This window comes from Seohaeicola zhoushanensis (assembly GCF_014656415.1).
Lineage (GTDB): Bacteria > Pseudomonadota > Alphaproteobacteria > Rhodobacterales > Rhodobacteraceae > Seohaeicola_A > Seohaeicola_A zhoushanensis.
In genome coordinates, this window is record NZ_BNCJ01000005.1 from 68,104 (window position 1) to 93,364 (window position 25,261).

A 25,261-nucleotide genomic window follows, 5' to 3' on the forward strand; every position below is an offset into this window, starting at 1 on the left:
TCGTTTGCTCAGCCGCCAAAGTTCTCGCCCAGCGGCAGCGGCCCGGTCCGGATCAGCCGCGAATCCAGCACGCCCGCCGTGCGATGCACCACAGCCTCACGATATTCCGGGTCCCGCATCATGGTCGCGAAGGCCTCGACCGAGGGATATTCGGCCACGAAGCAATGGTCCCACCACTCCTCCGGCCCGATCAGCATCAACTCCATCGACCCGCGCCAGGCGATCCGCCCGCCAACCCGGTCGAGCACCGGCGCACTGAGCCGGCCATAGGCCGCATAGGCCTCGGCCCCCGTTGCCTCCCGCCCGTCCGCGTAAATCGCCTTCTCGCGCAGCCGCACGAGGTTCAGCATGTGGATCGGGCCCGGCCGGTTGTTGTCGCGGAAGGCCGTCCAGGCCTCCCGGCTGAATCCCACGTGGCTCATCAATTCCTCCTCCAGAGACACCCGGCCAGACTGATGCCGCAATCCGCCCTATGGCAACCCCATAGGCGACCAGCCGCCCACGGCTGCGCGAAAAAGGTTGCCGGATTCCGATCCGCCGATAAAAGGAACCCCGGCTGCAACAACCCCAGTGATCCGGATGCTGAACCGACGCAGATTCATCGCTCTCGCCACAATGGCGCTCGCCACCGCTCCGACCGCGGGCTGCAGCGCCCGGAACGAGCGGTTCGACCCGCCGCTCTATCCCAACGAGACGCCCGAATTGCGCCGGCTCATCAACCAATACGCCGATCACTACGAAGTGCCGCGCTCGCTCGTGCATCGCGTCGTGATCCGCGAAAGCCGGCACCGGCCCGGCGCGATGAACAAGCCATACTACGGCCTCATGCAGATCCTGCCCGCCACGGCCCGCAGCATGGGTTTCCGGGGCAAGCCGACCGATCTGCTCGATGCCGAGACCAACCTCAAATATGCCGTCAAATACCTGCGCGGCGCCTGGATGGTGTCAGACGGCAGCCAGGACGCTGCCGTGCGCTGGTATGCAAGCGGCTATTACTACGAAGCCAAGCGCCGCGGCCTGCTGAAACAGACCGGCCTCGTCTCCTGACACCGCCCGACGGATGCCGGCAAATCACGGGCAGCGTCGCCCGCAAGCGATCGCCCGCCGGCAGGCCATAAGCGCGCCGCCGCCGGCGCACTTTGGAATTTCGCGCCGCTTTCACACGCCCGTGCTAGGCTGCCCCCATTGCCAACACGCCATTGGGGGTTCCTCATGCCATTGCTCCTCAACCGCCGCAAATTCCTCGCCAGCGGCGCCAGCCTGATCGCACTGCATCCCTTCTCGGTCCGCGCAGCAGCCAACCAGGCCCACCTGCGTCTGATGGAGACGACCGACCTGCACGTCCACGTCTTCCCCTACGATTATTACGCGGACAAGCCCGTCGATACCGTCGGCCTCTCGCGCACCGCCTCGATCATCAAGTCGATCCGCGCCGAGGCCACCAATGCGCTGCTGCTCGACAATGGCGACCTGCTGCAGGGCAACCCGATGGGCGACTACATCGCCTACGAGCGCGGCATGAAGGAAGGCGACATGCATCCGATCATCGCTGCGATGAACACGCTGAACTTCGACTGCTCGACGCTCGGCAACCACGAATTCAACTATGGGCTGGACTTCCTGACCAAGGCGCTGGCCGGCGCCAATTTCCCCGTGGTCTCCGCGAACGTGGTCAAGACCATGGGCGCCACGCCGACAGCCGACACCACCCTGGTGCCGCCATACATCATCCTTGAACGCAGCCTCACCGATGGCGCCGGCGCCTCCCACCCCATCAAGATCGGGCTGATCGGCTTCGTTCCGCCGCAGATCATGAGCTGGGACCGCCGCCACCTGGAAGGCAAGGTGCAGACCCGCGATATCGTCTCCACCGCCCGCGCCTGGGTGCCCGAGATGAAGGAGAAGGGAGCCGACATCATCATCGCGCTCTGCCACTCCGGAATCGGCGAGGCTCAGGAAAGCGATGGCATGGAGAACGCCGCCGTCCCGCTCGCCGCGGTTGACGGCATCGACGCCATCCTGACCGGGCACGCGCACCTGGTGTTCCCCTCCTCCACTTACAAGAACCTGGCCGCCGTCGATGTCGAGAAAGGCACCATCCACGGCAAGCCCGCCGCAATGGCGGGCTTTTGGGGCAGCCACATGGGCCTGATCGACCTGATGCTCGAACGCGACGGCAACAGCTGGCGCATACTGGGCCACTCCTCCGAGGCCCGCCCGATCTACAAGCGCAACGAAGACCGCTCCTATACTGCCCTGGTCGAGGATGCCTCCGAGGTGCTCGTCCCGGCGCAGGCTGACCACGAGGCAACCCTTGCCTATGTCCGCCGCGCCGTCGGCAAGACCGACGCGCCGCTCTATAGCTATTTCGCCCTGGTGGCGGACGATCCCTCGGTGCAGATCGTCTCGATTGCCCAGACCTGGTACATCGCCCAGATGCTGAAGGGCACCGAATACGAGGGCCTGCCTCTCCTCTCCGCCGCCGCGCCCTTCAAGGCGGGCGGCCGCGGCGGCCCCGAATATTACACCGACGTCCCTGTCGGCGACGTGGCGATCAAGAACGTCGCCGATCTCTACCTCTACCCCAACACCGTGCGCGCCGTGCTGGTGACGGGGGCGCAGGTAAAGGACTGGCTCGAACGCTCGGCCGGCATGTTCAACCAGATCGAGCCGGGCAAGCCGGACCAGGTCCTGCTGAACGACACCTTCCCCTCCTACAATTTCGACGTGATCGACGGGGTGACCTACCAGATCGACCTCTCGCAGCCCTCGAAGTTCGATCCCAAGGGCGAACTTGTCGCGCCCGAGGCCAACCGCATCGCCAACCTCCAGTTCAACGGCCAGCCGATTGACCCGGAGGCGAAATTCGTCATCGCCACCAACAACTACCGCGCTTCGGGCGGCGGCAAGTTCCCCGGCGCGATGGGCGACACGGTGATTTTCGAGGCCCCCGACACCAACCGTGACGTGATCGTGCGCTACATCGTCGAAAAGGGCACCATCGACCCCAAGGCCGACGCCAACTGGTCGTTCAAGCCCCTGCCGGGCACCAGCGTTCTGTTCGACACCGGACCCAGGGCCGCCGCCTATGCCGACAGCGTTTCCGGCGTCCGGATCGAGCCTGCCGGCGAGGGACCGAACGGATTCGCCCGCTTCCGCATCACGCTCTGAGCTCGTCGTCCACGCAAAGGAAAAGGGCCGCCCCATCGGGCGGCCCCTGCCTTGGTCGATCCGGCCTCGGCCGAACCGGCCGGCTTATTCCTCGTCCAGCGCCTCGACGGCCTTCTGCAGGTCGTCCTTGCTGGCTTCCTTGTCAGCAATCGTCGCCAGTTCGAAGATGTAGTCGACGACCTTGTCCTCGAACAGCGGCGCGCGGATCTGCTGCTGCATCTGCGGGTTCTGCTGCACGAATTCGAAGAACTGACGCTCCTGGCCGCGATACTGGCGCGCCTGGTTCATCACCGCTTGGGTGAATTCCGCATCGCTCACCTGCACCTCTGCCTTGCGGCCGATTTCGGCGAGCAGCAGGCCCAGACGCACGCGGCGCTCGGCAAGCTTCTTGTGCTCGTCAGTCGGCTCGATCTCGGGGTGGTCATGGCCGTGGACGTGGGCGTTTTCCTCGTGCCACAGCTGGTGCGCGATCTGGCCGGCCTCGGCGTCCACCAGGCTCGGCGGCAGTTCGAAGGTCACGATCTTGTCCAGCGCGTCGAGCAGGCCGCGCTTCAGCACCGCGCGGGCCGCGCCGGTGTATTCAGCTTCCAGACGCTCGCCGATCTGAGCCTTCAGCGCCGAAAGGTCATCCGCGCCGAACTTCTTGGCCAGTTCGTCGTTGATCTCGGCCGCCTTGGCCGCCTTCACTTCCTTGATGGTGCAGTCGAAGACCGCTTCCTTGCCGGCCAGGTGCGGCGCCTGGTATTCCTCGGGGAAGGAGACCGTCACGGCCTTTTCCTCGCCGGCCTTCACGCCAACCAGCTGATCCTCGAAACCGGGGATAAAGCTGTTCGAGCCGAGTTCCAGCGGATAGTCCTCGGCCGCGCCGCCGTCGAAGGGGGTGCCGTCGATCTTGCCGACGAAATCCATAACGACCTGGTCGCCGTTTTCGGCTGCGCCGTCCTTGGTCTCGAATTCCTTGGCGGTCGAGGCCAGGTTGCCCAGCGCCTCGTCGATGTCGGCGTCCTGCGCCTTGACGACCAGCTTCTCCAGCGAGACCGACTTCAGGTCGACCTCGGGGATCTCCGGCAGCGCCTCGTAGGACATCTCGACGTGGACGTCGTCGCCTTCCTTCCAGTCGTCGTTGGTCATCTTGACCTCGGGCTGCATGGCCGGGCGCTGACCGCTTTCCTCGAAGTGCTTGTTCATCGCACCGTCGATGGTTTCCTGCATCGCTTCGCCCAGCAGGCGCGCGCCGAACTGCTTCTTCAGCAGCGGCATCGGCACCTTGCCCTTGCGGAAGCCCTTCATCTCGATCTCGGGCTGAGCCTCGGCCAGCTTCTCGTTGACCTTGGCCTCGAGCTCCGCGGCGGTGACGGTTATGGCATAGCCGCGTTTCAGACCTTCGTTCAGCGTCTCGGTGACCTGCATCACTTTCCCCATACGGTTGGCCGCCCGGCGGATGCCGCGCGGCTGGCAAATTTGGGGCCTTCTATTTGTCCCTGCCGCCTTCTGCAAGATCGTTCCGACCGTCCGGGGTGCTTGCAGGCCGAATTTCCCTGCGTCCGGGTCCTGCATTGGCCGACTCCGATCCGTCCAACCGGCCAAGTTCAGATACTTTCGTAGATCCAGACCGCCTCGTTCATGTTGTTCAGGGTGCGCGTTGTCAGCAGTAGAAGGCGGTCCAGCGCGTCTACACTACTGTTTCCCCCTGACAGTATCTCCTCGACAACTACCTTCAATTCTCCCCAGTCCTTTTCGACCAGTTCAAGCATCGCGTCGATTTCCCACATCGGCGGTGGAACGATGCCCTCGGCCTCGTCACCCTCTCTCAGCTTCCTCATCGAAACCTCGAACAGACCGCGCGTCTTTGCCGCCCGTTGCTCGTCTTCGACCCTGTCGATCGCGAGGGTGGCCAGGCACACTTCCATCGCGCCTCGAACCAGCAACATCCGCTGGCGCCCGGCGATATCCACCGTGTGCAACAGTTCCTTGCTGCCCTCGGAATGACCCATTGCTGCAATGACTTGCACGGCATCGTTCATCGCCCCGAGGATCTGCGGTGCCATCCCCCGCAGCGCGTCGAGCGGCGCACCCGCATCGGCGGCGGCTTGCGCCATGCCGCGAAATCTCGGCCAGATATCCTCGACCCGCGCCAGGCGGTCGAGCACCTCCCGGCGCGCCTCCATCGGCAGACCAAGCGCGGGATCGCCGAAGCGAAGGCCGCGCAGCACGGTATCGAATTCGCTGATCGCGGTCCGGGCGGCGGCGGTCGTCTCCTCCGGCTTCACCCCCTGGCGAGCCATGCACAGCATCAGCACGATCTGCTGCGACAACATCCTCTGCCGCCCGGCCAGATTGACCTGCCGCCGCGTCTCTTCCCCGGAAACGGCTGCTTCCGCCGCGCGCGCCTGCGGCTTGGTCCCCAAGACCAGCCCGAGAATCAGGAACGGAACGGCAAACAATCGGATCATGGCGAGTCTCTCAACAGGCTTGGACCCCTCTTGTGCAGACAAACCGTAAAGGAAGTGTTGAAGCCAACGCCGTGATCGAAACAGCGTTCTAGCCTATTCCGGGCAGGACTGGTGCGGGTGAAGGGACTTGAACCCCCAAGCCTTGCGGCGCCGGAACCTAAATCCGGTGCGTCTACCAATTCCGCCACACCCGCGCGACGGTTCTCATAGCAAAGGATATTCGCCGAGGCGAGCGGAAAGCGGCACCGTGACGATCATGAAAATGCGACCGATCACACAGACGCCCCGCCACAAAAAACCAAGGTATTCGCCGATTATCGCAGTGGCCTGACAAAGAAATCCGAGGCCAAGAGGAGACCCCACATGACATCTATATGGTTAATTGGTTGCAATATCGTCGCTGTCGCCGAACGCTACGCGGCCTAGAGGCCGAGCGCCCTGAAGACTTGCGGCAGCCGTTCCGGCAGATCCTCGGCAATCAGCCCCGGCCCGAAGGCCCGCGCGCATTCCACGTGCAGCCATGCGCCCGTCTCCGCCGCCTTTAATGGGTCGAATCCCCGCGCCAGCAGGCCCGTGATGAACCCGGCCAGCACATCTCCGGCCCCTGCCGTGGCGAGCCAGGGCGCGGCCCGCTCATAGACCGCCGCATTGACCGAGCAACGCCCGTCCGGATGCGCGACCACGGTATCCGGCCCCTTGAACAGCACCACCGCGCCACAGCGCGCCGCGGCCTCGCGGGTTGCGTCAACCTTGGAATAGGCAGGTCCCCGCTCGGGCCGGGCGGCCAGCCGCGCGGCGATATCCGGGAACAGGCGCGCGAACTCGCCGCCATGGGGCGTCAGCACACAACCTTCATGCAAAGCGCCGAACAGCTTCTGATCCCCGGCGGTCGCGGTCAGCGCATCGGCATCCAGAACCGTAGGGCGGGGTTTCACCCCGCCGCCCCCAAGCGCAACCGCCACCAGCGCGCCCGCTCGTTCCACGCCCAGCCCCGGCCCGAGGCAGAGCGCATTGATCCGTTCGTCCCGCAATGCCGCCGCAAGGTCCGCACCGGACCCGACCTCACGCAGCATCATCGCCGTCACCTGCGCCGCGACCTCAGCCCGCGCGGCGAGGGGAACGCCCAGGGTCACCAGCCCCGCCCCGATTCTCAACACCCCCCGCGCCGCGAGCCGCGCCGCGCCGGTGCGACCGGCAGGACCGGAGAGGACCAGGGCGTGGCCATGCGAGAACTTGTGATGGCCGGCCGCCTTGTCCAAACCCTCCGCAGGAGGACCCAGACGGCGAACCCGTTCGGCGGCGGCATGGTCCGCGAGACCTATATCGGCAACCACAACGCTGCCGCAGGCCGATGGCCCATCCTCCAGATAGTGTCCAAGTTTCTCACGATGAAAGGTCACCGTCAGGTTCGCGCTCCCGACGTCGTCCAGCGCATCGTCGCCTTCCAGCCAGCGACCACTGTCCGAGCAAAGACCGCTGGGCAAGTCGATGGCGACGACGCGAGGTCCCGCCTGCCCTTCGGCAAACGCCCGACTGGCAATACCAATCGCACGCGACAGATGGCGGCAATCGACGAAGGGGCGCGTCAGGCCAGTGCCGAATAACGCATCCACAATCAGATCGACGCTTTTTTCCCGGTCCGGCCAGCCATTGAAGTCGGAATCGCGAAGCGGCCGCGCCTCCCCGAACTCACGCCAGAGCTGGTAATTCGTCTTCGCATCCGCCGGCAGCCGCGCCGGATCGCCGTGGAGAAAGACCTCCACGCCCCACCCCCGGGCGCGCAGCAGACGCGCAACCACGAAGCCATCGCCGCCGTTGTTGCCCGGCCCGCAAAGCACCACCGCGCGGCGTTTGCCTTCTTCCAGTTCCAGCCACTCTTCGAACACAGCCTCGACCACGCCCCGCCCGGCGCGCTCCATCAGCTCCAGCCCCGTCACCTTGCCGCTGTCAATCGCCGCCTTTTCGATGCCGCGCATCTGCGCCGCGGTCAGCAGTTCCGCCATTTCCGATTACCCGCGATTCAATTTCGCCCATACTTTGTGCATAACGCTCAAAATTTAGTCTCGACGCATCTTTCCGCTGCTCCGCCCCATTGTGGTAAACCCTATCCGATTGTGACCGCCACACAGAAATGGTCTGACCCGACCGAACGCGCAGCGAGGAGGCCACTCATGAAAAAGATCGAAGCGATCATCAAACCCTTCAAGCTCGACGAGGTGAAGGAAGCGCTTCAGGATGTTGGCGTGCAGGGGCTCTCGGTCATCGAGGTCAAGGGGTTCGGCCGCCAGAAGGGCCACACCGAGCTCTACCGCGGCGCCGAGTACGTGGTGGATTTCCTGCCCAAGGTGAAGATCGAGATCGTCATCGACGACGATCAGGTCGACGGCGCCATCGCCGCGATCATCGCTGCCGCAAAGACCGACAAGATCGGCGACGGCAAGATCTTCGTCTCCACCGTCGAACAAGCCATCCGCATCCGCACCGGCGAGACCGGCTCGGACGCAATCTGATCATCCACCGAAGATAACCAAGGGGACCCAACGGATGAGTGTCAAGGACGCACTTAAACTGATCAAGGATGAAGGCGCTGAATACGTCGACATCCGCTTCACCGACCCGCGCGGCAAGCTGCAGCACGTGACCGTCGTCGCAGACCTGGTCGACGAGGACTTCCTCGAGGAAGGCTTCATGTTCGACGGTTCGTCCATCGCCGGCTGGAAGTCGATCGAAGCCTCGGACATGAAGCTGATGCCCGATCCGGACAGCGTCTACGTCGACCCGTTCTATGCCGAGAAGACCATCTGCATCCACTGCTCGGTGGTCGAACCCGACACCGGCGAAGCCTACGAGCGCGACCCGCGCAGCACCGCCGCCAAGGCCGAAGCCTACCTCAAGGCCTCCGGCGTGGGCGATACCGCCTACTTCGGCCCCGAAGCCGAATTCTTCCTGTTCGACGACGTCCGCTTCTCCAACAAGATCAACAAGGTCTCGTATGAAGTCGACGCCACCGACGCGTCCTGGAACTCGGACACCGAATACGAGAACGGCAACATGGGCCACCGCCCCGGCCTCAAGGGCGGCTACTTCCCGGTGAACCCGACCGACGAGGCGCAGGACCTGCGCTCCGAGATGCTCTCGACCATGAAGCGCATCGGCATGAAGGTCGACAAGCACCACCACGAAGTGGCCTCGTGCCAGCACGAACTCGGCCTGATCTTCGGCACGCTGACCAAGCAGGCCGACGAGATCCAGAAGTACAAATACGTGATCCACAACGTGGCCCATGCCTATGGCAAGTCGGCCACCTTCATGCCGAAGCCGATCTATGGCGACAACGGCTCGGGCATGCACGTGAACATGTCGATCTGGAAAGAGGGCAAGCCGCTCTTCGCCGGTGACAAGTATGCCGACCTCTCGCAAGAGGCGCTCTACTTCATCGGTGGCATCCTCAAGCACGCCAAGGCTCTGAACGCCCTGACCAACCCGGGCACCAACAGCTACAAGCGCCTGATCCCCGGCTTCGAGGCCCCCGTCCTGCGCGCCTACTCGGCCCGCAACCGCTCGGGCTGCGTGCGTATTCCGTGGACCGAATCGCCGAAGGCCAAGCGCGTCGAGGCCCGCTTCCCCGACCCGTCCGCCAACCCCTATCTGGCCTTTGCGGCCCTGCTGATGGCCGGCATCGACGGGATCAAGAACAAGATCGATCCGGGCGAGGCGATGGACAAGAACCTCTACGACCTGCCCGCCGAAGAACTGGCCGGCATCCCGACCGTATGCGGTTCGCTGCGTGAGGCGCTCGAAGAGCTGCAGAAGGACATGGACTTCCTGCTCGCCGGCGACGTCTTCACCAAGGACCAACTCGAAGGCTACATCGAGCTGAAGATGGAAGAGGTTCACAAATACGAACACACGCCGCACCCGGTCGAGTACGGCATGTATTACAGCTGCTGAACCTCCCTCGGTTCGCAACGGAAGGGCGCCCCGCATCGGGCGCCCTTTTCTGTTGCCTCAACGCCCGCATCCATCCGCGCCTTTGGGGGCGCTGCCCCCACCGCCCGTTCCGGTCGGTCCCCCCGGAGATATTTGTGAAGAAGAGAAAACAGGGGCGCGGCGCCATCCACCGCCTCATCCGAGGACCTGTTCGGTCATCCGGCAGTGGCGGATTGGAGCGGATGCGTGAACAGTGCGTCCATGATACGGGCGGAAATTGCCATGATTTGCCCGCATTGGAGGCCCCTTTTCCCGTCAAGGTAGTGTCAGTCGTTCACAAGGAAGTCTGTTCCCATGTCGCCCCAGACGAGTTTCGCCGACCGCATCGCCAAGATCGAGGCCCGCGCCAGCGGCAAGCTTCCCTTGGCGCCGGTGATCGCGCCGATGGTCGGCGAGGACCTGCGCGAGATCGAGAAGAAGCGCGGCCGCGCGTCGCGCATGAAGCGGGTGTTCACGTTGCCCCTGCTGGGCGCGGCGCTGGCCGCCGGCCTCTATTCCGGCGAGCTCATAGCGATGCTGCCGCCCCAAGTGGCGGCCGAGATCCTGACCCGCCCGGACACGCTGGGCGAGTTGATGCGGGCCCAGGTCACGCCCGAGCAATTTGCCCAGCTCACCGGAGCGGCGATGTTCGGCCCGATGCCCGAGGGCGCGGTCCTAAACGAGTAGGACAGGCTCAAGAATTCCACGCCACGGCCCGCCAGATGCCCCAAGGCTGCCATTTTCCTGCTGCAGCATCACGTGCAAACAACACAGGCACTCCGGCAATGACCGACCAGCTTCTGATGACCCAGGCCGCACTGATCTATGGCGCTGCCCCCGATCTGGACTTCGCCGCCCTGCGCGCGGCGTTGAACCATGCGCTGGCCTCGTCCGGGTCGCCGGCGCTGGAAGACAGCCCGATGTCCTCGGACCAGTTCGCGCTGTTCCGCAACGCGCGGGTCCATGTCAGCATCGCCCTCCATCGCACGCCCCTCCCCGCCCGCGGCTTGCAGCACGCGCTTGCGGCCGCGGCCACCCGTTCAAAACGCTGCGATTTCGAACGCATTCTCGACCAGAGCCACGCCCATGTGATCGTCAGCGTCGGCGATGGCCCGACCCCGCTGCCGCTGGAGCCGGTCACGGCTGCGCCCGCCGCGATCAAGCTGGCACTGCTGCACAAGGCGATCACCCTGATCCACGACCGCGCTCCTGCAGACGCGCTGCACATGTGCACCAATGACCTGTTCCATTCCGCCGCCGAGATCGAGGGCGCCGCTGCCCAGGCAATTGCCCCCGCCCTGGTGATGCACCCCCTGGCGGCGGACGAGCCGTCCCGGGCCATCCGCCTTTGCAATTCCGAGCACCTGATCGGAAGCGTGCTCGAGATCCACGAGATCCCGAACCGCGTTCCGGTCTCGATGCAGCTCACCCTGGCGAATACGCTGGTCACGCAGCACATGTCCGGCGCGCTGCCGCTCGACGATGGCGACCGGCTGGAAGATGCGGTCGGCATGGGACTCACCGTGCACCGCGCCCGTCCCACGGCCCAGGCGCCGAGCGGCCGCATCGTCGTCACCTTCGACAGTGAAGCGCCCCAGCGCGCGCCGCGATGGGATAGTGCCGCTTTCCACCCGCATCGCGGTTACTCCGCCCTTTCCTCCGCGATTGCCCCCGCCGCTGAAACCGACGAATGGACGCCGGACTCGGCCTCGGGATATGGCGCCCGGATCGCTGCCTCGGCCGAGAACCGCTCCTCGAACTGGATGATCTGGGTCGGCATCGGCCTCTTCCTCTGGATTGGCCTGCCGCTGCTCGACATTCCCCAGAAGATCATCCACGCGACCTTCAGCGACCAGCTCGTCGGCCCCGGCATCGGCGAGACCGGCAACAACCGGCCCTGAACCGGGCGCGGGGCTTCTCAGCGACAGGACTGGCGGCTACTGTGCCGCCAGTGTCGTTACCGGAGAAAGACCCGCATGTTCCGCCAAGCCCTGACCCGTCCGCTGTTCGCGGCTGTCATCGCAAGCCTCGTCCCTTTCTCCGCGCTTGCCGCGCCCTGCGGCAATACCGGTGCCGGCTTTGCCGCCTGGAAGGCGGATTTCGCCGCCCAGGCCAAGCGGTCCGGCGTGAAGAAACGCGGTCTCGACGCGCTGGCGCAGGCGCAATATGCCACCCGCACCATCGCCGCCGATCGCGGCCAGAAGAGCTTCAAATACACGCTCGAGAAATTCATGCAGGTGCGCGGCGCCGAGGCGATCGTCTCGCAGGGCCGCAAGCGGCTGCGCGCCAACCCCGCCTTCTACCAGGCGCTCGAGGCGCAATACGGCGTGCCCGCCGGCATCCTACTCACCCTGCACGGGATGGAAACCGGCTTCGGCAATTTCATGGGCGACAGCCAGATCGTCTCGGCCATCGTCACCCTGGCCTATGACTGCCGCCGCTCGGACTTCTTCATCCCCCATGCCATCGGGGCGCTGAAGCTGGTCGACCAGGGCTCGATCACCACGGCCACGCTGGGCGCCAAGCATGGCGAGCTTGGCCATACCCAGTTCCTGCCGGGCAATGCGCTGGAATATGGCGTCGACGGCACCGGCGACGGGCGTGTCGATTTCTACAACCTGACCGATGCGATGGCCTCGACCGCCAACTTCCTGCGCGCCAAGGGCTGGCAAAAGGGCAAGGGCTATCAACCCGGCCAGCCGAACTTCAAGGTGATCCAGGCCTGGAACGGGGCTTCGGTCTACCAGCAGGCCATCGCCATCATGGCTGCCCGGATCGACGGCTGAGTGCCGCGAATTTGCGACGATTTTGCCGCAATTCTGCCGCAGAAACTCAAAACGCTCTGAATACAAAGCGTTTCCGTATCGGCGCCAATTCGCCGAAGCCGGCCCGACTCCCGGATTGTTCCGCTTGCCGTGACACAGAATCTCCCAGCTTTTCGGTCAGATTCCTGTCACAGGCCACGGAATATCAGGGGTGATAAGATGACGAATACATGCAGCTATCACGGCGGGCTGGTGATGTTCGCCTCCGAAGAGGAGATGCTCGAACGATTGTCGCGCATCGCTGCGACATCGCTGGAAGATTACGGCCACCCGGTGGAAAAGAGCGCGCTGATCGACGCATGCACTGCCCGCGTGGTGTCCAGCCGCTACGCGATCAAGCTCTCGCTGACCCAGGACCTGGTGCCAGGCGAAGACGGCCAGCGCGGTCTCAGGTTCGAGAACTTCCGCCTGGTCACGCCGGCCGAACGCCAGCACCGCGTGGTGATCGAACTCTTTCCCGCCGATACCCGCCGCGACGACCGCGAAATCTCCGAATTGCTGATGGTCGTCATGCTATATCGCGCGGCGCATGAATTCGATGTCCAGATGATCGAATGGCTCGACCCGCTGACGCTGCTGACCACCGCCGAGTTCCTGACGGCCTTTGCAAACGTCGGGCCGAACCTGGTTCCCCTGCGCGTCGGCCATGCGAATATCAACGACGACCGCTTCGCGCCCGAGGACGAAATCGCGCTCCATGCCCCGGAGGAAAGCGCCTTCGTCGTGCATCTCGAAGCGGTCGAGGTCGACCCCGACCAGAGCGACGTGCGCCGGCTGGCGATCTGGGGAATGACCTGCACGCTCGCCACGCTCTCCACACCCGTCGCCCTCTCCATGGCCGCAGTGAACCTGGTGCGGGGCGAGGATTTCAGGTTGAATACCCATGTGCTGGCGCTGACCGGCTTCCTGGTCATGCTGCAAAGCACAGGCGCGCTCGCCAGCGCCATCGCGGTACTGCCGCTCTGAGAATGACGGTTTGGCCGGGCACCTGCAGTCCCGGCCGAACCGCTTGTGGCGCGTTTGAGAAACGTCCCCGGACCCCAACACCCATCATCAGCAACGCATCGGGGCTGCTGCCCCCTCGGCTTGAGTGTCTGCCCCGGAGCAGGAGTCTCCCCCGAAGCCAAGGTATTTGGAAAGAAGAGAGGCAGCGGGCGCGTCCTGCTGCTTCTCTTCTTTTCAAATACTCGAAAAACGCCGCACGGCGGCGGTCCGGGCCGAGCTGGGGCTCGATGCCCCCCGAGGCCCGCGCTTCGCGAACAGGATAAGTTGTTGCCGCGAACCATCTGGAAGTGAGGGGATATCCGGGTTTCGCCCACAGGGTTACCCCCAGGCTATCGCACCCTGTCCAGCAGGCGTTGCAGGTGGCCGGGAACGTCGCGCGCCGACATCTCGGTCTCGCGCACCAGCCGGTCGAAGTGGCCGGTGAAGGAGGCGATGCGGTTTCGGTCGCGGAAGGCCAGGTAATGACCGCCCGCATAGAAGACGCAGAGCAGCGGGCCGAAGATGGTGATCGGCGCCGAGTAGAGCCGGCGTGAATCGAAGAGGTAGAGGCGGAGGCGCGGGTAAAGCTGGTCGTAAAGGTCGAGCAGGTGCCGGATCTGCTCCCGGCGCAGCGCCGCCGGCAGGCCGGCGTAATAGCCCGAGGCCTCGGCGAAGCTCTGCAGTTCGGTGATCGGGATGGCGATCTCGTAGTCCGACCCGGCGCTGCGCATCCATTGCAGCCGGTCTTCCGAGGCGCCGATGGCCTGGTCGGCAGTGCGCCCGAGGTGCGGGCGGTATTCCCATTCCAGGATGGCGCGGGTCTTGAGCATGTCCGGCAGCGCCGCCGGCACATGGCGGATCTTGTAGCCCGCCGCCTCGCGGTGCCAGGCAAAGATCCTCTCGTCGATCAGCGCGCGCGGCGCCTCGGTCAGCGAGAGGCTTCCGGCCAGCAGTTCCGCCGCGCTCTCGCGCCGGTCGGAGAGCGAGAGCAGCCAGTCGGCCGAGACCCCCAGCGCCCCGGCGCAGGCACCGACCAGGTGCGCGTTGGGCAGCCGCGCGCCATCGTCGGTCAACAGCTGCGAGATGGTCGAACGGTCGACCCCGATGGCGCGCGCCAGGGCGCTTTGCGTGGTGCCGGACTGCTGCAGCGCCAGCTGCAGGCGGCTGCGGAAATTGGCGGCGCGGTCGCGTTTGTCGATCTTTATGCTCATGCGCTGATTTATATCACATCTGTTGGCATATGTTCACCATATTCCGGATTATCACCTCGGCGGAAATATGCTCCCTTATCCACAGGGACAGAATTCCGGGGAACGGATGACAAGCATGACGGGACCACGCGGCGCAGTCCGCGTGCAGGCTATCGAATGGCCGACGGTGGCGCTGATCGTCGCCTGCTACGCGGGATGGGCGCTGGCGCTGTTCTGGCTCGCGCCGCGGATGCCGCTGCTGGCGATACCGGTTACGGCGGTGATGATCGCGCTCCATGCCTCTCTGATCCATGAAGTTCTTCACGGCCACCCCACCCCGGCGATCTGGCTGAACGAGCTGGTGATGCGGCTGCCGCTGAACCTGCTCTACCCCTATTGCCGCTTCCGCGACCTGCACCTGGCGCATCACCGCGATGCCCGCCTGACCGATCCTTACGACGATCCGGAGAGCAATTACCTCGACCCGGCGGTCTGGGCGGCGATGCCTGGCTGGCTGCGGGCGCTGTTGCGCTTCAACAACACACTGGCCGGCCGCATGCTGGTCGGGCCGGTGGTGGGCACCTGGTGTTTCCTGCGCAGCGAGTGGAAACTGGCGCGGGCCGACCGCGCCATCGCCCTGGCCTGGGCGCTGCACCTGCTGGGCGTGGTCCTGGTGCTCTGGATCGTGGTCGTCTCGCCGATGTCGGTGCCGGCCTACCTCGCCGCCGTCTATATCGCCGTCGCCCTTCTGAAGATCCGCACCTTCCTCGAGCACCAGGCCCATGACAAGCCGCGCGGGCGGTCGGTGGTGGTCGAGGATCGCGGGCCGCTGGCGCTGCTCTTCCTCAACAACAACTTCCACGTCGTGCACCACATGAACCCGAGTGTCGCCTGGTACCACCTGCCGGCGCTCTACCGGTCGGGCAAGGCGCGCTTCCTCACCTATAACGAGGGTTATGTCTTCCGCTCCTACGGCGAGGTGTTCCGGCGCTATTTCCTCAGGACCAAGGATCCGGTGGCGCATCCGCTCTGGCGGAAGGACTGAATCGCGTGCATTGAAGGGGCCATGAGCCTCTGGATCCCCGTCACCCTCGCCGCCGCCGTCTTCCAGACATTGCGGTTCATGCTGCAGAAACTGCTGAGCGGAAGCCGCCTCAGCGTTGGCGGTGCGACCTTCGCGCGCTTCGCCTATTCGGCGCCGCTGGTGATCGGCGGGCTGCTGGCCTGGTCGGCGATCAGCGGGCGGCCGATCCCGCAGGTGGGCGCGCATTTCTGGATCTATGCCGCCATCGGCGGGCTGACGCAGATCCTCGCCACGGTCTGCGTGGTCATGCTGTTCAAGCAGCGCAATTTCGCGGTGGGCATCACCTTCAAGAAGACCGAGGTGATCCAGACCGCGCTGGTCGGTTTCCTGATCCTGGGCGAGGGCATCAGCACCGCCGCTCTCGGGGCCATCGTGATCGGGCTGGTCGGCGTGCTGCTGCTGTCGCGCTCGCCCGACTCGCAGGATGGCTGGTGGCGCCAGCTGACCGGGCGCGCGCCGCTGATCGGGCTGGCCTCGGGCGTGCTCTTCGCCTTCTCCGCCGTCACCTATCGCGGCGCCTCGCTCGAGGTCGAGGCCGAGCCGGTGCTGCGCGCGGCCGTGACGCTGGCGGCCGTGGTGGGGATGCAGTTCATCGCCATGGGCCTCTGGCTAGCCTGGCGCGAAAAGGGCCAGATCACCGCGGTCTGGCGCGCGCGCCGCACCGCCGCCTGGGTCGGGCTGACCAGTCTCGGCGGCTCGTTCTGCTGGTTCCTCGCCTTCACACTGCAGAACGCCGCCTATGTCAACGCGCTCGGCCAGGTCGAGATGGTGCTGAGCCTTCTCGCCTCGGTGCTGTTCTTTCGCGAGAAGATCACCGGGCGCGAGATCGGCGGCATGGCCCTGCTGGGCCTGTCGATCCTGATCCTGGTGCTGGTGATCTGAGCCGGCTTAATCCGGCTGGGCATAGCCCTTGAGGCGCAGGAACAGGCTCTCTTCCGCGCCGTTGCGCAGGTAGGGCACATTGGCCGGCGGGCTGGTGTCATGCACCCGCGCGGCCACCTCTGCCAGCGCCACCTCGGTCACGAAGGGCAGATCGAAGCGGCGCGCCTCGGTCAGCGGGATCCACTGCAGGTGCGACAGCTCGTCGGTGGCATGGGTGAAATCGTCGAGATCGCCCTGGATCAGATCGGCATCGACCAGGAAGAAGCGCGCATCGAAGCGCCGCGGTCGGCCCGGCGGGGTCAGTGCGCGGAAGACGAACTGCAGCCCGGCGGCCGAGGGCAGATGCCCAGTCGCGGCATAGGTGCGCCAGTCCTCGGGAATCTCCTCCTGCCAGGCGCCGGGGATGCCGAGCACCAGGCCGGTCTCCTCCCAGAGTTCGCGGATCGCGGCAAGCGCCAGGATGTCCTGCATGTCGGGCTCGGAATCCTCGCCGAGGCGGGCGTGGCAGACCGGGGGCAGCGGTTCGGCGAGCGAAACCGCGGCGTCGGCGCGGTCCACCGCGCCGCCGGGAAAGACGAACTTGTTGGGCATGAACGCGGCGGAGGCGCCGCGCTGGCCCATCAGGATGGACGGGGTGGTGTATCGGTCGCGCAGGACGATCACGGTTGCCGCGTTTCTGACGGCGGTCTTGTCTTCGGTCATGGTCCCTCGACGCCGGGTCAGGCCGGGCTGCCGAATCCGTTCAGCTGCCGGGCCCACTGGTAGGCGACGATCGCCCCCTTCAGCCGGGGCAGAAGGTAGAGCGATAGCGCGGCGCAGCCAACCGAAAAAATGGTAAAGAGCGTCAGCGGCTCGGGGCGCCAGGTCTCGAAGACGAAGAGCAGCAGCGGCGCCATAAGGTGGCCGACGATCAGGATCGTCAGATAGGCCGGCCCATCGTCGGCCCGGTGGTGGTGCAGTTCCTGCCGGCAGACGCTGCAGCTGTCGGCCACCTTCAGATAGCCCTTCAGCAGCGGGCCGCTGCCGCAATTCGGGCACTTGCGCCGCCAGCCGCGCAGCAGCGCGGGACGCAGGGGGCGATCATCGGCCGCAACGGCCTCTACAATACTTTGGTCAGTCATGTTCGCGAGTCTCCAGAACCCGCAACATAGGCATATCGGCGGCGGGACAAAGTGGTCAGAATGTCCGTGCGTCGGGATGTCGCAAAACGCCGCGTGAAATTTTCTGCGCCTCCCCGCGACGGAAACCCGGGCGAGCCGCGTAAGAGAAGCATGGTCGGAGCGAGACAGCCCGGCAGGTTGAGAAGGAAGAGACGAATGAAGAAAGCACATCTGATCGCAGTTCTGGCCGCAGGCGCCCTGTCGCTCGGCGCTGGTGCGGTTCTGGCCAAGGGCCCCGGCTTCCCGATGCGCGGCGGTCATGTCGACTTCGAGTCGCTCGACACCGACGGCAACGGCGAGATCACCCGCGAAGAGATCCAGGCCAAGGCACAGGCGCGCTTCTCCGAGACCGACGCCAATGGCGACGGCAAGCTCGACGCGGCCGAACTGACCGCCGAGATGAACAAGCGCACCGAAGAGCGCGTGCAGGCGATGATCAAGAACCTCGACAAGGACGGCGACGGCGTGCTCAGCGCCGAGGAAATGCCGCAGGCCAGCCGTGGGGCGAAGATGTTCGACCGGATTGATGCCGACAGCAACGGCACCATCTCGAAAGAGGAATTCGCCCAGATGAAGGACCGGATGCGCGAGCACAAGGACGGGATGGGCAAGCATCGCGACGAGATGCACAAGCCGAAGAACTGACATTCGTGGCAGCACCTGCCAGGATAATCGAAGCCCCGGACGACTCCTCGGTCCGGGGCGACGAGGAGGCGGCCCTTCTGGCCGCCTTCGCGTCGGGCGACCGCCAGGCGGCGGCGCAGCTGACGGCGCGGCTGGGGCCGCGGACCTTCGGGCTGGCGCTGCGGCTGCTGGGGGATCGTGCCGAGGCAGAGGATGTCGCGCAGGAAGCGATGCTGCGCCTCTGGCGGATCGCGCCGGACTGGCGGCACGGCGAGGCGCGGGTTTCGACCTGGCTCTACCGGGTGACGCTGAACCTGGTGACCGACCGCCGGCGGCGGTCGCGAGGCCGGATGGCGGCGCTGGACGAGGTCGCCGAACCCGCAGATCCGGCGCCAGGCGCCGCGCGGCGGATGCTCGACGCGCAACGCCACGATGCGCTGCAGGTCGCGCTGATGCAGCTGCCCGAGCGGCAGCGCGAGGCGGTTGTCCTGCGTCACATCGAGGAACTGGCGAACCCGGAGATTGCCGGGATCATGGAAATCAGCACCGAGGCGGTCGAGAGCCTGACCGCCCGGGGCAAACGGGCGCTGGCGGCGATCCTCGCCGGGCAGCGCGCAGAACTGGGGTATGACGATGACTGAGCGCGAATTCGATACCGGTCCGCTTGACGACCTGTTCGCCGCCGCGCGCGCGGCGCCGCCGGCCTTGCCACCCGCCCTGGCAGCGCGAATGCTGGCGGATGCCGGCCGCGTGCTGGACGAACGGCAGGCGCCCCGCCCCGCCATGCCCGGCTGGCGCGCGCAGCTGGCCGAGGCGATCGGCGGCTGGTTCGGTGTCGGCGGGCTTGCCGCCGCCTGTGCCGCCGGCCTCTGGATCGGCCTCGCCCCGCCCGCCGGCCTGCCCGACCCGGTCGGCCTCTTCGGACAGAGCCAGACCAGCTACGACCTTTTCCAGGGCAGTGACCTTGCCCTCGCCCTTTCGGAGGATGGATGATGGACACGCCCGCCCCGCAACCCGCCCGCAGCCGCTGGTGGCTGCGCGCCCTGCTGATCGGATCGCTGGCGCTGAACCTGCTGTTCATCGGCCTCGGCGTCGGCGCGGCCATGCGCTTCGGCGGCCCCGAGGGGCACCGCCCGCCGCCCTCGGTCGGCTCGGCGCTCTACCGCGCGATGCCGCCACAGGACCGCGCCGCCATGCGAGAGCAGATCCGCAAGCTGCGCGACGAAGACCGTGGCGAAGGCCGCAAGGCCGATGCCGAGCGGATCGCCGGCGTGCTGCGCCAGACGCCCTTCGACGCCGATGCGCTCGGCTCGCTGGTGCGCGACCAGTTCACCCGCCAGTCGAAATGGTTCACCGGCACCCAGGAGGCCTGGCTCGCCCGCGTCTCGGCGATGAGCGCCGAAGAACGCGAGGACTATGCCGAGCGGCTGCTCGAAGCGATCGAGCCGAAGTCGAAGAAACACGGCTGGTTCGACCGGGACTGACCCATCACGCGGCGGCGCGGACCAGCGAGATCTTGTTCCGCCCGCCGCCCTTGGCCGCGTAGAGCGCCTGGTCGGCCTGGGCAATCAGCGTCTCGGCGCTGGCCGCACCCGCCCCGTGCCGCGCACCGACCACGACCCCGATCGAGATGGTGACCGCGACCCGCTTGCCACCGTCGAGCGCGAAGGGCCGGCTGTTGATCTCGCGGCAGAGCCGCGCGGCGATGGACGAGGCCTCGCCCTGGCGCGTCTCGGGCAGCACCAGCATGAACTCCTCGCCACCGATCCGCGCCAGCATGTCCTGCGGGCGCAGCGCCCCGCCCAGCCGGCGCGCGGTCTCGATCAGCACCGCGTCGCCCGCCGGGTGGCCGTGGCGGTCGTTGATCCGCTTGAAATGGTCGAGATCGGCCAGCATCACCGCGAAACTCCGGCGCGTCTCGGCGGCGCGCCGGGCGGTGAGGGTCAGCCAGGGCAGCGCGTGGCGGCGGTTGTATAGCCCGGTCATCGGGTCGATCACCGCCTCGCGCAGGCCCGTCCGCACCTCCGCGCGCAGCCGGTCGTCCACCGCCTTGCGCCGCAACTGGGTGGCCAGGCGCAGCGCCAGTTCCTCGGCGTTGAACCCCTCGGCCAGCACGTCGCTGGCGCCGCGGTCCAGCGCCTCAGCCGCCGCGGCGGCGCCGGGCGGGTCGACCACCGCAATCAGCACCGCGTGGCAGGTCGCCGGCCGCGCCCGCAGGTCCGCCAGCAGGTCGAGCCCGCGCCGCTCGCCCCCCGGCCCGATGCGGATCACGAAGGCCTCGGGCACCGGCACGGTCATCAGCCCGGCGAGGCCCTCCGCGCCGGCCAGCACGTAGCGATGCCCGCCGCGCGCCTGCATCGCCGCGGTCCAGCTGCGCCCCAGGACCGGGCTGCCGGCCAGGACGGCGACCCGCGCCGGCGCGGCGAAGAGGCCCGCCCCCTCGCCGAATCCCAGCGACGGCGGCCCCGAGACGCCAAGGTCCTGCGCACTGCTGCGCGCCCGCAGCAGGCTGCGGATCCGCGACTGCAGCATCCGGTCATCCGCCGGCTGCGCCAGCACGTCGTCGAGCCCCGCCGCCAGCGCCCGCATCCGCGCGACCCGGTCGTTCTGATCGGTGATCGCCAGCACCGGGATCGCCGCCAGCGCGGGATCGGCCTGCAGGGCCTGGCGCAGCGCCACCGCGTTGCCATCGGGCAGCGTCATGGCACAGACGATCAGGTCGGGCTGGGTGCGCTGCACCAGCGCGACGATGCCTTCCATCCGCTCGGCCTGCACCACGTGGTAATAGGCCGCCGAGAGCTGCACCCTCAGCATGATGCGGTTGGTGACGATGCCGTCGACGATCAGAACGCTGGCCTGCACCTGCGGAGCCTTTCCGGGCTATTTCTAACTGTGAAGGAAGTGTTTACCATAGACGTTAACAAACCCTTTCCGGTTCAGAAGAAGGCCCCCTGATTTGTCCGTTTCCTCCGATGCCGCCGAAACCCTCGCGCTGCAGGCCCTGGCCTGGATCGCCGCGCAGGATGACCTGCTCTCCGTCTTCCTCGGCTCCTCGGGCATCTCCGAGGGCGACCTGCGCGCCTCGGCCGGCTCGCCCGAGGTGCTGGCGGCAGTGCTCGACTTCCTGTTGATGGATGACGCCTGGGTCACCGGCTTCTGCGATTCCCAATCGCTGCCCTACGAGCGTATCGCCCATGCCCGCGCCGCCCTGCCCGGCGGCCAGATGCCGAACTGGACCTGAGCCATGACCATCGACGCCCTGATCTTCGACAAGGACGGCACGCTGTTCGACTTCACCAGCACCTGGGCCCGCTGGGCCGAGGGTCTCCTGCTGCGCATCGCCGGCGACGACCGTGCCCGCGCGATCCGGATCGGCCAGGAGATCGGCTTCGACCTCTCCGCCCATCGCTTCGAGCCGGGCAGCCTGGTGATCGCCAATACCCCGCACGAGATTGCCGCGGTGATGTCACCGCTGGTGCCCGAGATGACCGAGGAAGCGCTATTCGACCTCATCAACGCCGAGGCCGAGATCGTCACCCAGGCCGAGGTGTTGCCGCTGGTGCCCTTCTTCGAAGGTCTGCGCCGGCGCGGGCTGCGGCTGGGCCTTGCCACCAACGACACCGAGGCCCCGGCGCTCGCCCATCTCGAGGCGGCGGGCGTGCGCGAGCTCTTCGACTTCATCGCCGGCTGCGACAGCGGCCACGGCGCCAAGCCCGGCCCCGGCCAGCTGCTGGCCTTCGCCAGCGCCATCGGCGTCGACCCCTCGCGAATCGCCATGGTGGGCGACAGCACCCATGACCTCTTCGCCGGACGCACCGCCGGGATGCATACCGTCGGCGTGCTGACCGGCGTGGCCGGCCACGAGGACCTCGCGCCCCATGCCGACGTGGTGCTGCCCGACATCGGCCACCTGCCCGCCTGGCTCGACCGCTGAGGCGGGCGGCAAGCGCGCCTTTGAGTATTTGACAAGAGAAGAAGCCAGGAGCGCGCGTCCCCTGCTTCTTCTCTTTCCAAATACTCCCTTGCGACATCCCCCGTCCGAGACCTGTTTTCGGGCAAAAGCGACCTGGTCGGTCGCAATCAGCGCGGCATGGCGGTGCCGCCTGCGCTCATCTGAAGCACAGCATCTGCGGAGGTCATCATGGCGGATACCGAAACCAAACGGCGGCGCGGCGGCGGACGGGCGGGCAACGCGGCCCGGCGCGGACATGCGGTGATCGAGCAGATGCCCTGGCGCCTGCCGGTGAACGTCGACCGTCCGACCGAACCGCTGAGCCAGGAAGGCGTGATGGCGATCCACGAGGGCGCGATGCGCATCCTCGAGGAGATCGGCATCGTCTTCCTGAACCCCGAGGCGCTGGAGATCTTCAGGCAGGCCGGCTGCAAGGTCGAAGGCGAGCTGGTGAAGATGGGCCGCGACTGGGTGATGGAGATGGTGCGCCGCGCGCCCGCGCAATTCACGCTGACCCCTCGCAATCCCGACCGCGAGCTCATCATCGGCGGGCAATACCTGCTGTTCGGCAATGTCTCCTCGCCGCCGAACTACTGGGACATGGAGATCGGCCGCAAGGTGCCCGGCACCCGCGAGCAATGCGCCAACCTGCTGAAGCTGACGCAGTATTTCAACTGCATCCACTTCGCCGGCGGCTACCCGGTCGAGCCGGTGGACCTGCACGCCTCGATCCGCCACCTCGACGTGCTCTATGACAAGCTGACGCTGACGGACAAGGTGATGCACGCCTATTCGCTCGGCAAGGAGCGAGTCGAGGACGTGATGGAGATGGTGAAGATCGCCAGCGGCCTCACCGAGGAGGAATTCCGCGCCAAGCCGCGGATGTATACCAACATCAACTCCACCTCGCCGCTCAAGCACGACTTCCCGATGATCGACGGCTGCCTGCGGATGATCCGGCGCGGCCAGGCGGTGGTGGTGACGCCCTTCACCCTGGCCGGCGCGATGGCGCCGGTGACGATGGCGGGCGCGGTGGCACAGTCCATCGCCGAGGCGCTCTGCGCCATCGCGCTGTTCCAGTATGTCGTTCCGGGCTGCCCCTGCGTGATCGGCACCTTCACCTCCAACGTCGACATGAAATCGGGCGCGCCGGCCTTCGGCACGCCGGAATACATGCGCGCCACCCAGATGACCGGGCAGCTCGCGCGGTTCTACGGGCTGCCGGTGCGTTCGTCGGGGGTCTGCGCGGCCAACGTGCCCGACGGACAGGCGATGTGGGAGACCTCGAACAGCCTCTGGGCAGCCGTGCAATCGGGCACCAACGTCGTCTACCACGCCGCCGGCTGGCTCGAAGGCGGGCTGATCGCAAGCCCCGAGAAATTCATCATGGACTGCGAGATCCTGCAGCAGATCCAGCGCTACATGGAACCCGACACCTATGCCACCGGCCCCGACGACATCGCCTTCGACGCGATCAGGGAGGTCGGCAACTCCGGTCACTTCTTCGGCATCCAGCACACGCAGGACCGCTACACCACGGCCTTCTACCAGCCGTTCCTGAGCGACTGGAAGAACTTCGAGGGCTGGGAGGCCGCCGGCGCGGTCTGGACGCCCGAGCGGGCGCATCACATGTTCAAGGAGATCATCGGCAGCTTCGAGGCCCCGCCGATGGATCCGGGCATCCGCGAGGAGTTGGCCGATTTCGTGGCACGACGCAAAGCGGAAGGCGGCGCGCCGACCGATTTCTAGGCAGGACGTCCTGCCGCGGCATGATCGGCGTAACCTCGCTGTAGCAGGCTGATTCCGGCCTTTCGGACAGGGTTATCCACGCCTATAAGAGGGCGCCTGCGCCGATACATGAGTCGCGGGCCATGGGGCGATGGTACGGGATAAGAAATAGATGGGCTTCTTCGATTTCCTCGGCGGTCTGTTCACCGCGGACATGGCAATCGACCTCGGCACGGCGAATACGCTGGTCTACGTCAAGGGCCGGGGCGTGATCCTTTCCGAGCCCTCCGTCGTCGCCTATCACATCAAGGACGGTGTGAAGAAGGTGCTGGCCGTGGGCGAGGACGCCAAGCTGATGCTTGGGCGCACGCCGGGTTCGATCCAGGCGATCCGGCCGATGCGCGAGGGCGTGATCGCCGACTTCGACACCGCCGAGGAGATGATAAAGCACTTCATCCGCAAGGTGCACAAGCGCTCGACCTTCTCCAAGCCCAAGATCATCGTCTGCGTGCCCCACGGCGCCACCCCGGTCGAGAAACGCGCGATCCGCCAGTCGGTGCTTTCGGCCGGCGCGCGCAAGGCGGGGCTGATCGCGGAACCGATCGCGGCAGCCATCGGCGCCGGGATGCCGATCACCGACCCGACCGGCAACATGGTCGTCGACATCGGCGGCGGCACCACCGAGGTGGCGGTCCTGTCGCTCGGTGACATAGTCTATGCCCGTTCGGTGCGCGTCGGCGGCGACCGGATGGACGAGGCCATCATCTCGTATCTGCGCCGCCAGCAGAACCTGCTGGTCGGCGAATCGACCGCCGAGCGGATCAAGACCTCCATCGGCACGGCGCGGATGCCCGACGACGGGCGCGGCAGCTCGATGCAGATCCGCGGCCGCGACCTGCTGAACGGCGTGCCGAAGGAAATCGAGATCAGCCAGGCCCAGGTGGCCGAGGCGCTGGCCGAACCCGTCCAGCAGATCTGCGAGGCGGTGATGACCGCGCTGGAAGCCACCCCGCCCGACCTGGCGGCGGATATCGTCGACCGCGGCGTGATGCTCACGGGGGGCGGCGCGCTGCTGGGCGATCTGGACCTCGCGCTGCGCGAGCAGACCGGGCTGGCGGTTTCGATTGCTGACGAATCTTTGAACTGCGTCGCTCTGGGCACCGGCAAGGCGCTGGAATACGAGAAGCAGCTGCGCCACGCGATTGACTACGACAGCTGAGGCGCGCACCTTTCGGGTGA

Annotated in this window: 26 protein-coding genes and 1 tRNA gene; 18 read left to right on the top strand and 9 right to left on the bottom strand. The window is 66.4% G+C overall.

Features of this window, described 5'->3' with window-relative positions; all coding sequences use genetic code 11:
- Nucleotides 1–8: 8 nt before the first annotated feature.
- Nucleotides 9–422, bottom strand: a complete 414-nt coding sequence (locus tag IE266_RS11380) for a DUF1330 domain-containing protein (protein WP_189680214.1) — start codon at nucleotides 420–422, stop codon at nucleotides 9–11.
- Between the two features lie 157 nt (nucleotides 423–579).
- Between IE266_RS11380 and IE266_RS11385 the strand changes: the two genes are divergently transcribed.
- Entirely contained in the window at nucleotides 580–1,047 is a 468-nt protein-coding gene (locus IE266_RS11385; protein WP_189680215.1) for a transglycosylase SLT domain-containing protein, read from the top strand.
- Nucleotides 1,048–1,212: 165 nt separating this feature from the next.
- Entirely contained in the window at nucleotides 1,213–3,171 is a 1,959-nt protein-coding gene (locus IE266_RS11390) for a bifunctional 2',3'-cyclic-nucleotide 2'-phosphodiesterase/3'-nucleotidase (RefSeq protein WP_189680216.1), read from the top strand.
- 84 nt (nucleotides 3,172–3,255) lie between these two features.
- On the opposite strand, the gene tig is transcribed toward IE266_RS11390, so the two are convergent.
- From tig to IE266_RS11410, 4 genes are all read right to left on the bottom strand, one after another.
- Complete coding sequence (tig, locus tag IE266_RS11395; RefSeq protein ID WP_189680217.1) at nucleotides 3,256–4,581, bottom strand: trigger factor; 1,326 nt, start codon at nucleotides 4,579–4,581, stop codon at nucleotides 3,256–3,258.
- 179 nt (nucleotides 4,582–4,760) lie between these two features.
- Nucleotides 4,761–5,624 carry a type IV pili methyl-accepting chemotaxis transducer N-terminal domain-containing protein gene (locus IE266_RS11400; protein ID WP_189680218.1) on the bottom strand — a complete coding sequence of 288 codons (864 nt, stop codon included), beginning with the start codon at nucleotides 5,622–5,624 and terminating at the stop codon, nucleotides 4,761–4,763.
- Nucleotides 5,625–5,733: 109 nt separating this feature from the next.
- Nucleotides 5,734–5,818, bottom strand: a tRNA-Leu gene (locus IE266_RS11405).
- 228 nt (nucleotides 5,819–6,046) lie between these two features.
- Nucleotides 6,047–7,627 (bottom strand): NAD(P)H-hydrate dehydratase, encoded by a 1,581-nt coding sequence (locus IE266_RS11410; protein WP_189680219.1) that lies wholly within the window; start codon nucleotides 7,625–7,627, stop codon nucleotides 6,047–6,049.
- Between the two features lie 168 nt (nucleotides 7,628–7,795).
- Between IE266_RS11410 and IE266_RS11415 the strand changes: the two genes are divergently transcribed.
- The 6 genes from IE266_RS11415 to IE266_RS11440 all read left to right on the top strand — a co-directional run bounded on the left by IE266_RS11415 (nucleotide 7,796) and on the right by IE266_RS11440 (nucleotide 13,384).
- Nucleotides 7,796–8,134 carry a P-II family nitrogen regulator gene (locus IE266_RS11415; RefSeq protein ID WP_189680220.1) on the top strand — a complete coding sequence of 113 codons (339 nt, stop codon included), beginning with the start codon at nucleotides 7,796–7,798 and terminating at the stop codon, nucleotides 8,132–8,134.
- 34 nt (nucleotides 8,135–8,168) lie between these two features.
- Entirely contained in the window at nucleotides 8,169–9,575 is a 1,407-nt protein-coding gene (gene glnA / locus IE266_RS11420) for a type I glutamate--ammonia ligase (RefSeq protein WP_189680221.1), read from the top strand.
- A gap of 333 nt (nucleotides 9,576–9,908) precedes the next feature.
- Nucleotides 9,909–10,280, top strand: coding sequence for a hypothetical protein (locus IE266_RS11425; RefSeq protein ID WP_189680222.1), 372 nt, complete (start codon nucleotides 9,909–9,911; stop codon nucleotides 10,278–10,280).
- A 98-nt stretch (nucleotides 10,281–10,378) separates the two neighbouring features.
- On the top strand, nucleotides 10,379–11,494 hold the full coding sequence (locus tag IE266_RS11430) for a hypothetical protein (protein WP_189680223.1): 1,116 nt from the start codon (nucleotides 10,379–10,381) through the stop codon (nucleotides 11,492–11,494).
- Between the two features lie 75 nt (nucleotides 11,495–11,569).
- Nucleotides 11,570–12,379 (top strand): lytic murein transglycosylase, encoded by an 810-nt coding sequence (locus IE266_RS11435; protein ID WP_189680224.1) that lies wholly within the window; start codon nucleotides 11,570–11,572, stop codon nucleotides 12,377–12,379.
- A gap of 198 nt (nucleotides 12,380–12,577) precedes the next feature.
- Nucleotides 12,578–13,384: a hypothetical protein gene (locus tag IE266_RS11440; RefSeq protein WP_189680225.1), complete on the top strand. Its 807-nt coding sequence runs from the start codon at nucleotides 12,578–12,580 to the stop codon at nucleotides 13,382–13,384.
- Nucleotides 13,385–13,752: 368 nt separating this feature from the next.
- Here IE266_RS11440 and IE266_RS11445 read toward each other — a convergent pair whose 3' ends face one another.
- Nucleotides 13,753–14,613, bottom strand: coding sequence for a helix-turn-helix domain-containing protein (locus IE266_RS11445; protein WP_189680226.1), 861 nt, complete (start codon nucleotides 14,611–14,613; stop codon nucleotides 13,753–13,755).
- Between the two features lie 115 nt (nucleotides 14,614–14,728).
- Here IE266_RS11445 and IE266_RS11450 point away from each other — a divergent pair, with 115 nt between their 5' ends.
- The gene (locus IE266_RS11450; protein ID WP_189680227.1) at nucleotides 14,729–15,637 is read left to right on the top strand and encodes a fatty acid desaturase; all 909 of its coding nucleotides are present in this window, start codon (nucleotides 14,729–14,731) and stop codon (nucleotides 15,635–15,637) included.
- 21 nt (nucleotides 15,638–15,658) lie between these two features.
- The gene (locus IE266_RS11455) at nucleotides 15,659–16,558 is read left to right on the top strand and encodes an EamA family transporter (protein ID WP_189680228.1); all 900 of its coding nucleotides are present in this window, start codon (nucleotides 15,659–15,661) and stop codon (nucleotides 16,556–16,558) included.
- Between the two features lie 6 nt (nucleotides 16,559–16,564).
- Here the strand turns inward: IE266_RS11455 and IE266_RS11460 are convergent, their stop codons facing one another.
- Together IE266_RS11460 and IE266_RS11465 are read right to left on the bottom strand one after the other, a co-directional pair.
- Entirely contained in the window at nucleotides 16,565–17,260 is a 696-nt protein-coding gene (locus IE266_RS11460) for an NUDIX hydrolase (RefSeq protein ID WP_189680229.1), read from the bottom strand.
- A gap of 17 nt (nucleotides 17,261–17,277) precedes the next feature.
- Nucleotides 17,278–17,679 carry a DUF983 domain-containing protein gene (locus IE266_RS11465; protein ID WP_189680230.1) on the bottom strand — a complete coding sequence of 134 codons (402 nt, stop codon included), beginning with the start codon at nucleotides 17,677–17,679 and terminating at the stop codon, nucleotides 17,278–17,280.
- A gap of 195 nt (nucleotides 17,680–17,874) precedes the next feature.
- On the opposite strand from IE266_RS11465, the gene IE266_RS11470 reads away from it, so the two are divergent.
- Genes IE266_RS11470 through IE266_RS11485 form a run of 4 tightly spaced genes read left to right on the top strand, consistent with a single transcriptional unit; the run spans nucleotide 17,875 to nucleotide 19,826 of the window.
- A complete protein-coding gene (locus IE266_RS11470; RefSeq protein ID WP_189680231.1) occupies nucleotides 17,875–18,363 on the top strand; it encodes an EF-hand domain-containing protein in 489 nt (162 codons plus the stop codon).
- Nucleotides 18,364–18,368: 5 nt separating this feature from the next.
- The gene (locus tag IE266_RS11475; RefSeq protein ID WP_229864045.1) at nucleotides 18,369–18,983 is read left to right on the top strand and encodes an RNA polymerase sigma factor; all 615 of its coding nucleotides are present in this window, start codon (nucleotides 18,369–18,371) and stop codon (nucleotides 18,981–18,983) included.
- The gene (locus IE266_RS11480) at nucleotides 18,976–19,335 is read left to right on the top strand and encodes a hypothetical protein (protein ID WP_189680232.1); all 360 of its coding nucleotides are present in this window, start codon (nucleotides 18,976–18,978) and stop codon (nucleotides 19,333–19,335) included. Before IE266_RS11475 ends, IE266_RS11480 begins: the two co-directional genes overlap by 8 nt.
- Complete coding sequence (locus tag IE266_RS11485; RefSeq protein ID WP_189680233.1) at nucleotides 19,335–19,826, top strand: periplasmic heavy metal sensor; 492 nt, start codon at nucleotides 19,335–19,337, stop codon at nucleotides 19,824–19,826. The genes IE266_RS11480 and IE266_RS11485 overlap by 1 nt, the downstream gene beginning before the upstream one ends.
- 4 nt (nucleotides 19,827–19,830) lie before the next feature.
- On the opposite strand, the gene IE266_RS11490 is transcribed toward IE266_RS11485, so the two are convergent.
- Nucleotides 19,831–21,204, bottom strand: a complete 1,374-nt coding sequence (locus tag IE266_RS11490; protein ID WP_189680234.1) for a diguanylate cyclase — start codon at nucleotides 21,202–21,204, stop codon at nucleotides 19,831–19,833.
- A gap of 94 nt (nucleotides 21,205–21,298) precedes the next feature.
- Here IE266_RS11490 and IE266_RS11495 point away from each other — a divergent pair, with 94 nt between their 5' ends.
- The 4 genes from IE266_RS11495 (at nucleotide 21,299) to IE266_RS11510 (ending at nucleotide 25,241) form a co-directional block, all read left to right on the top strand.
- Nucleotides 21,299–21,583: a DUF3572 domain-containing protein gene (locus IE266_RS11495; protein ID WP_189680235.1), complete on the top strand. Its 285-nt coding sequence runs from the start codon at nucleotides 21,299–21,301 to the stop codon at nucleotides 21,581–21,583.
- Nucleotides 21,584–21,586: 3 nt separating this feature from the next.
- On the top strand, nucleotides 21,587–22,276 hold the full coding sequence (locus IE266_RS11500; protein WP_189680236.1) for an HAD family hydrolase: 690 nt from the start codon (nucleotides 21,587–21,589) through the stop codon (nucleotides 22,274–22,276).
- Nucleotides 22,277–22,483: 207 nt separating this feature from the next.
- Complete coding sequence (locus IE266_RS11505) at nucleotides 22,484–24,043, top strand: trimethylamine methyltransferase family protein (RefSeq protein WP_189680237.1); 1,560 nt, start codon at nucleotides 22,484–22,486, stop codon at nucleotides 24,041–24,043.
- A 151-nt stretch (nucleotides 24,044–24,194) separates the two neighbouring features.
- The gene (locus IE266_RS11510) at nucleotides 24,195–25,241 is read left to right on the top strand and encodes a rod shape-determining protein (RefSeq protein ID WP_189680238.1); all 1,047 of its coding nucleotides are present in this window, start codon (nucleotides 24,195–24,197) and stop codon (nucleotides 25,239–25,241) included.
- The last annotated feature ends 20 nt before the right edge of the window (nucleotides 25,242–25,261 follow it).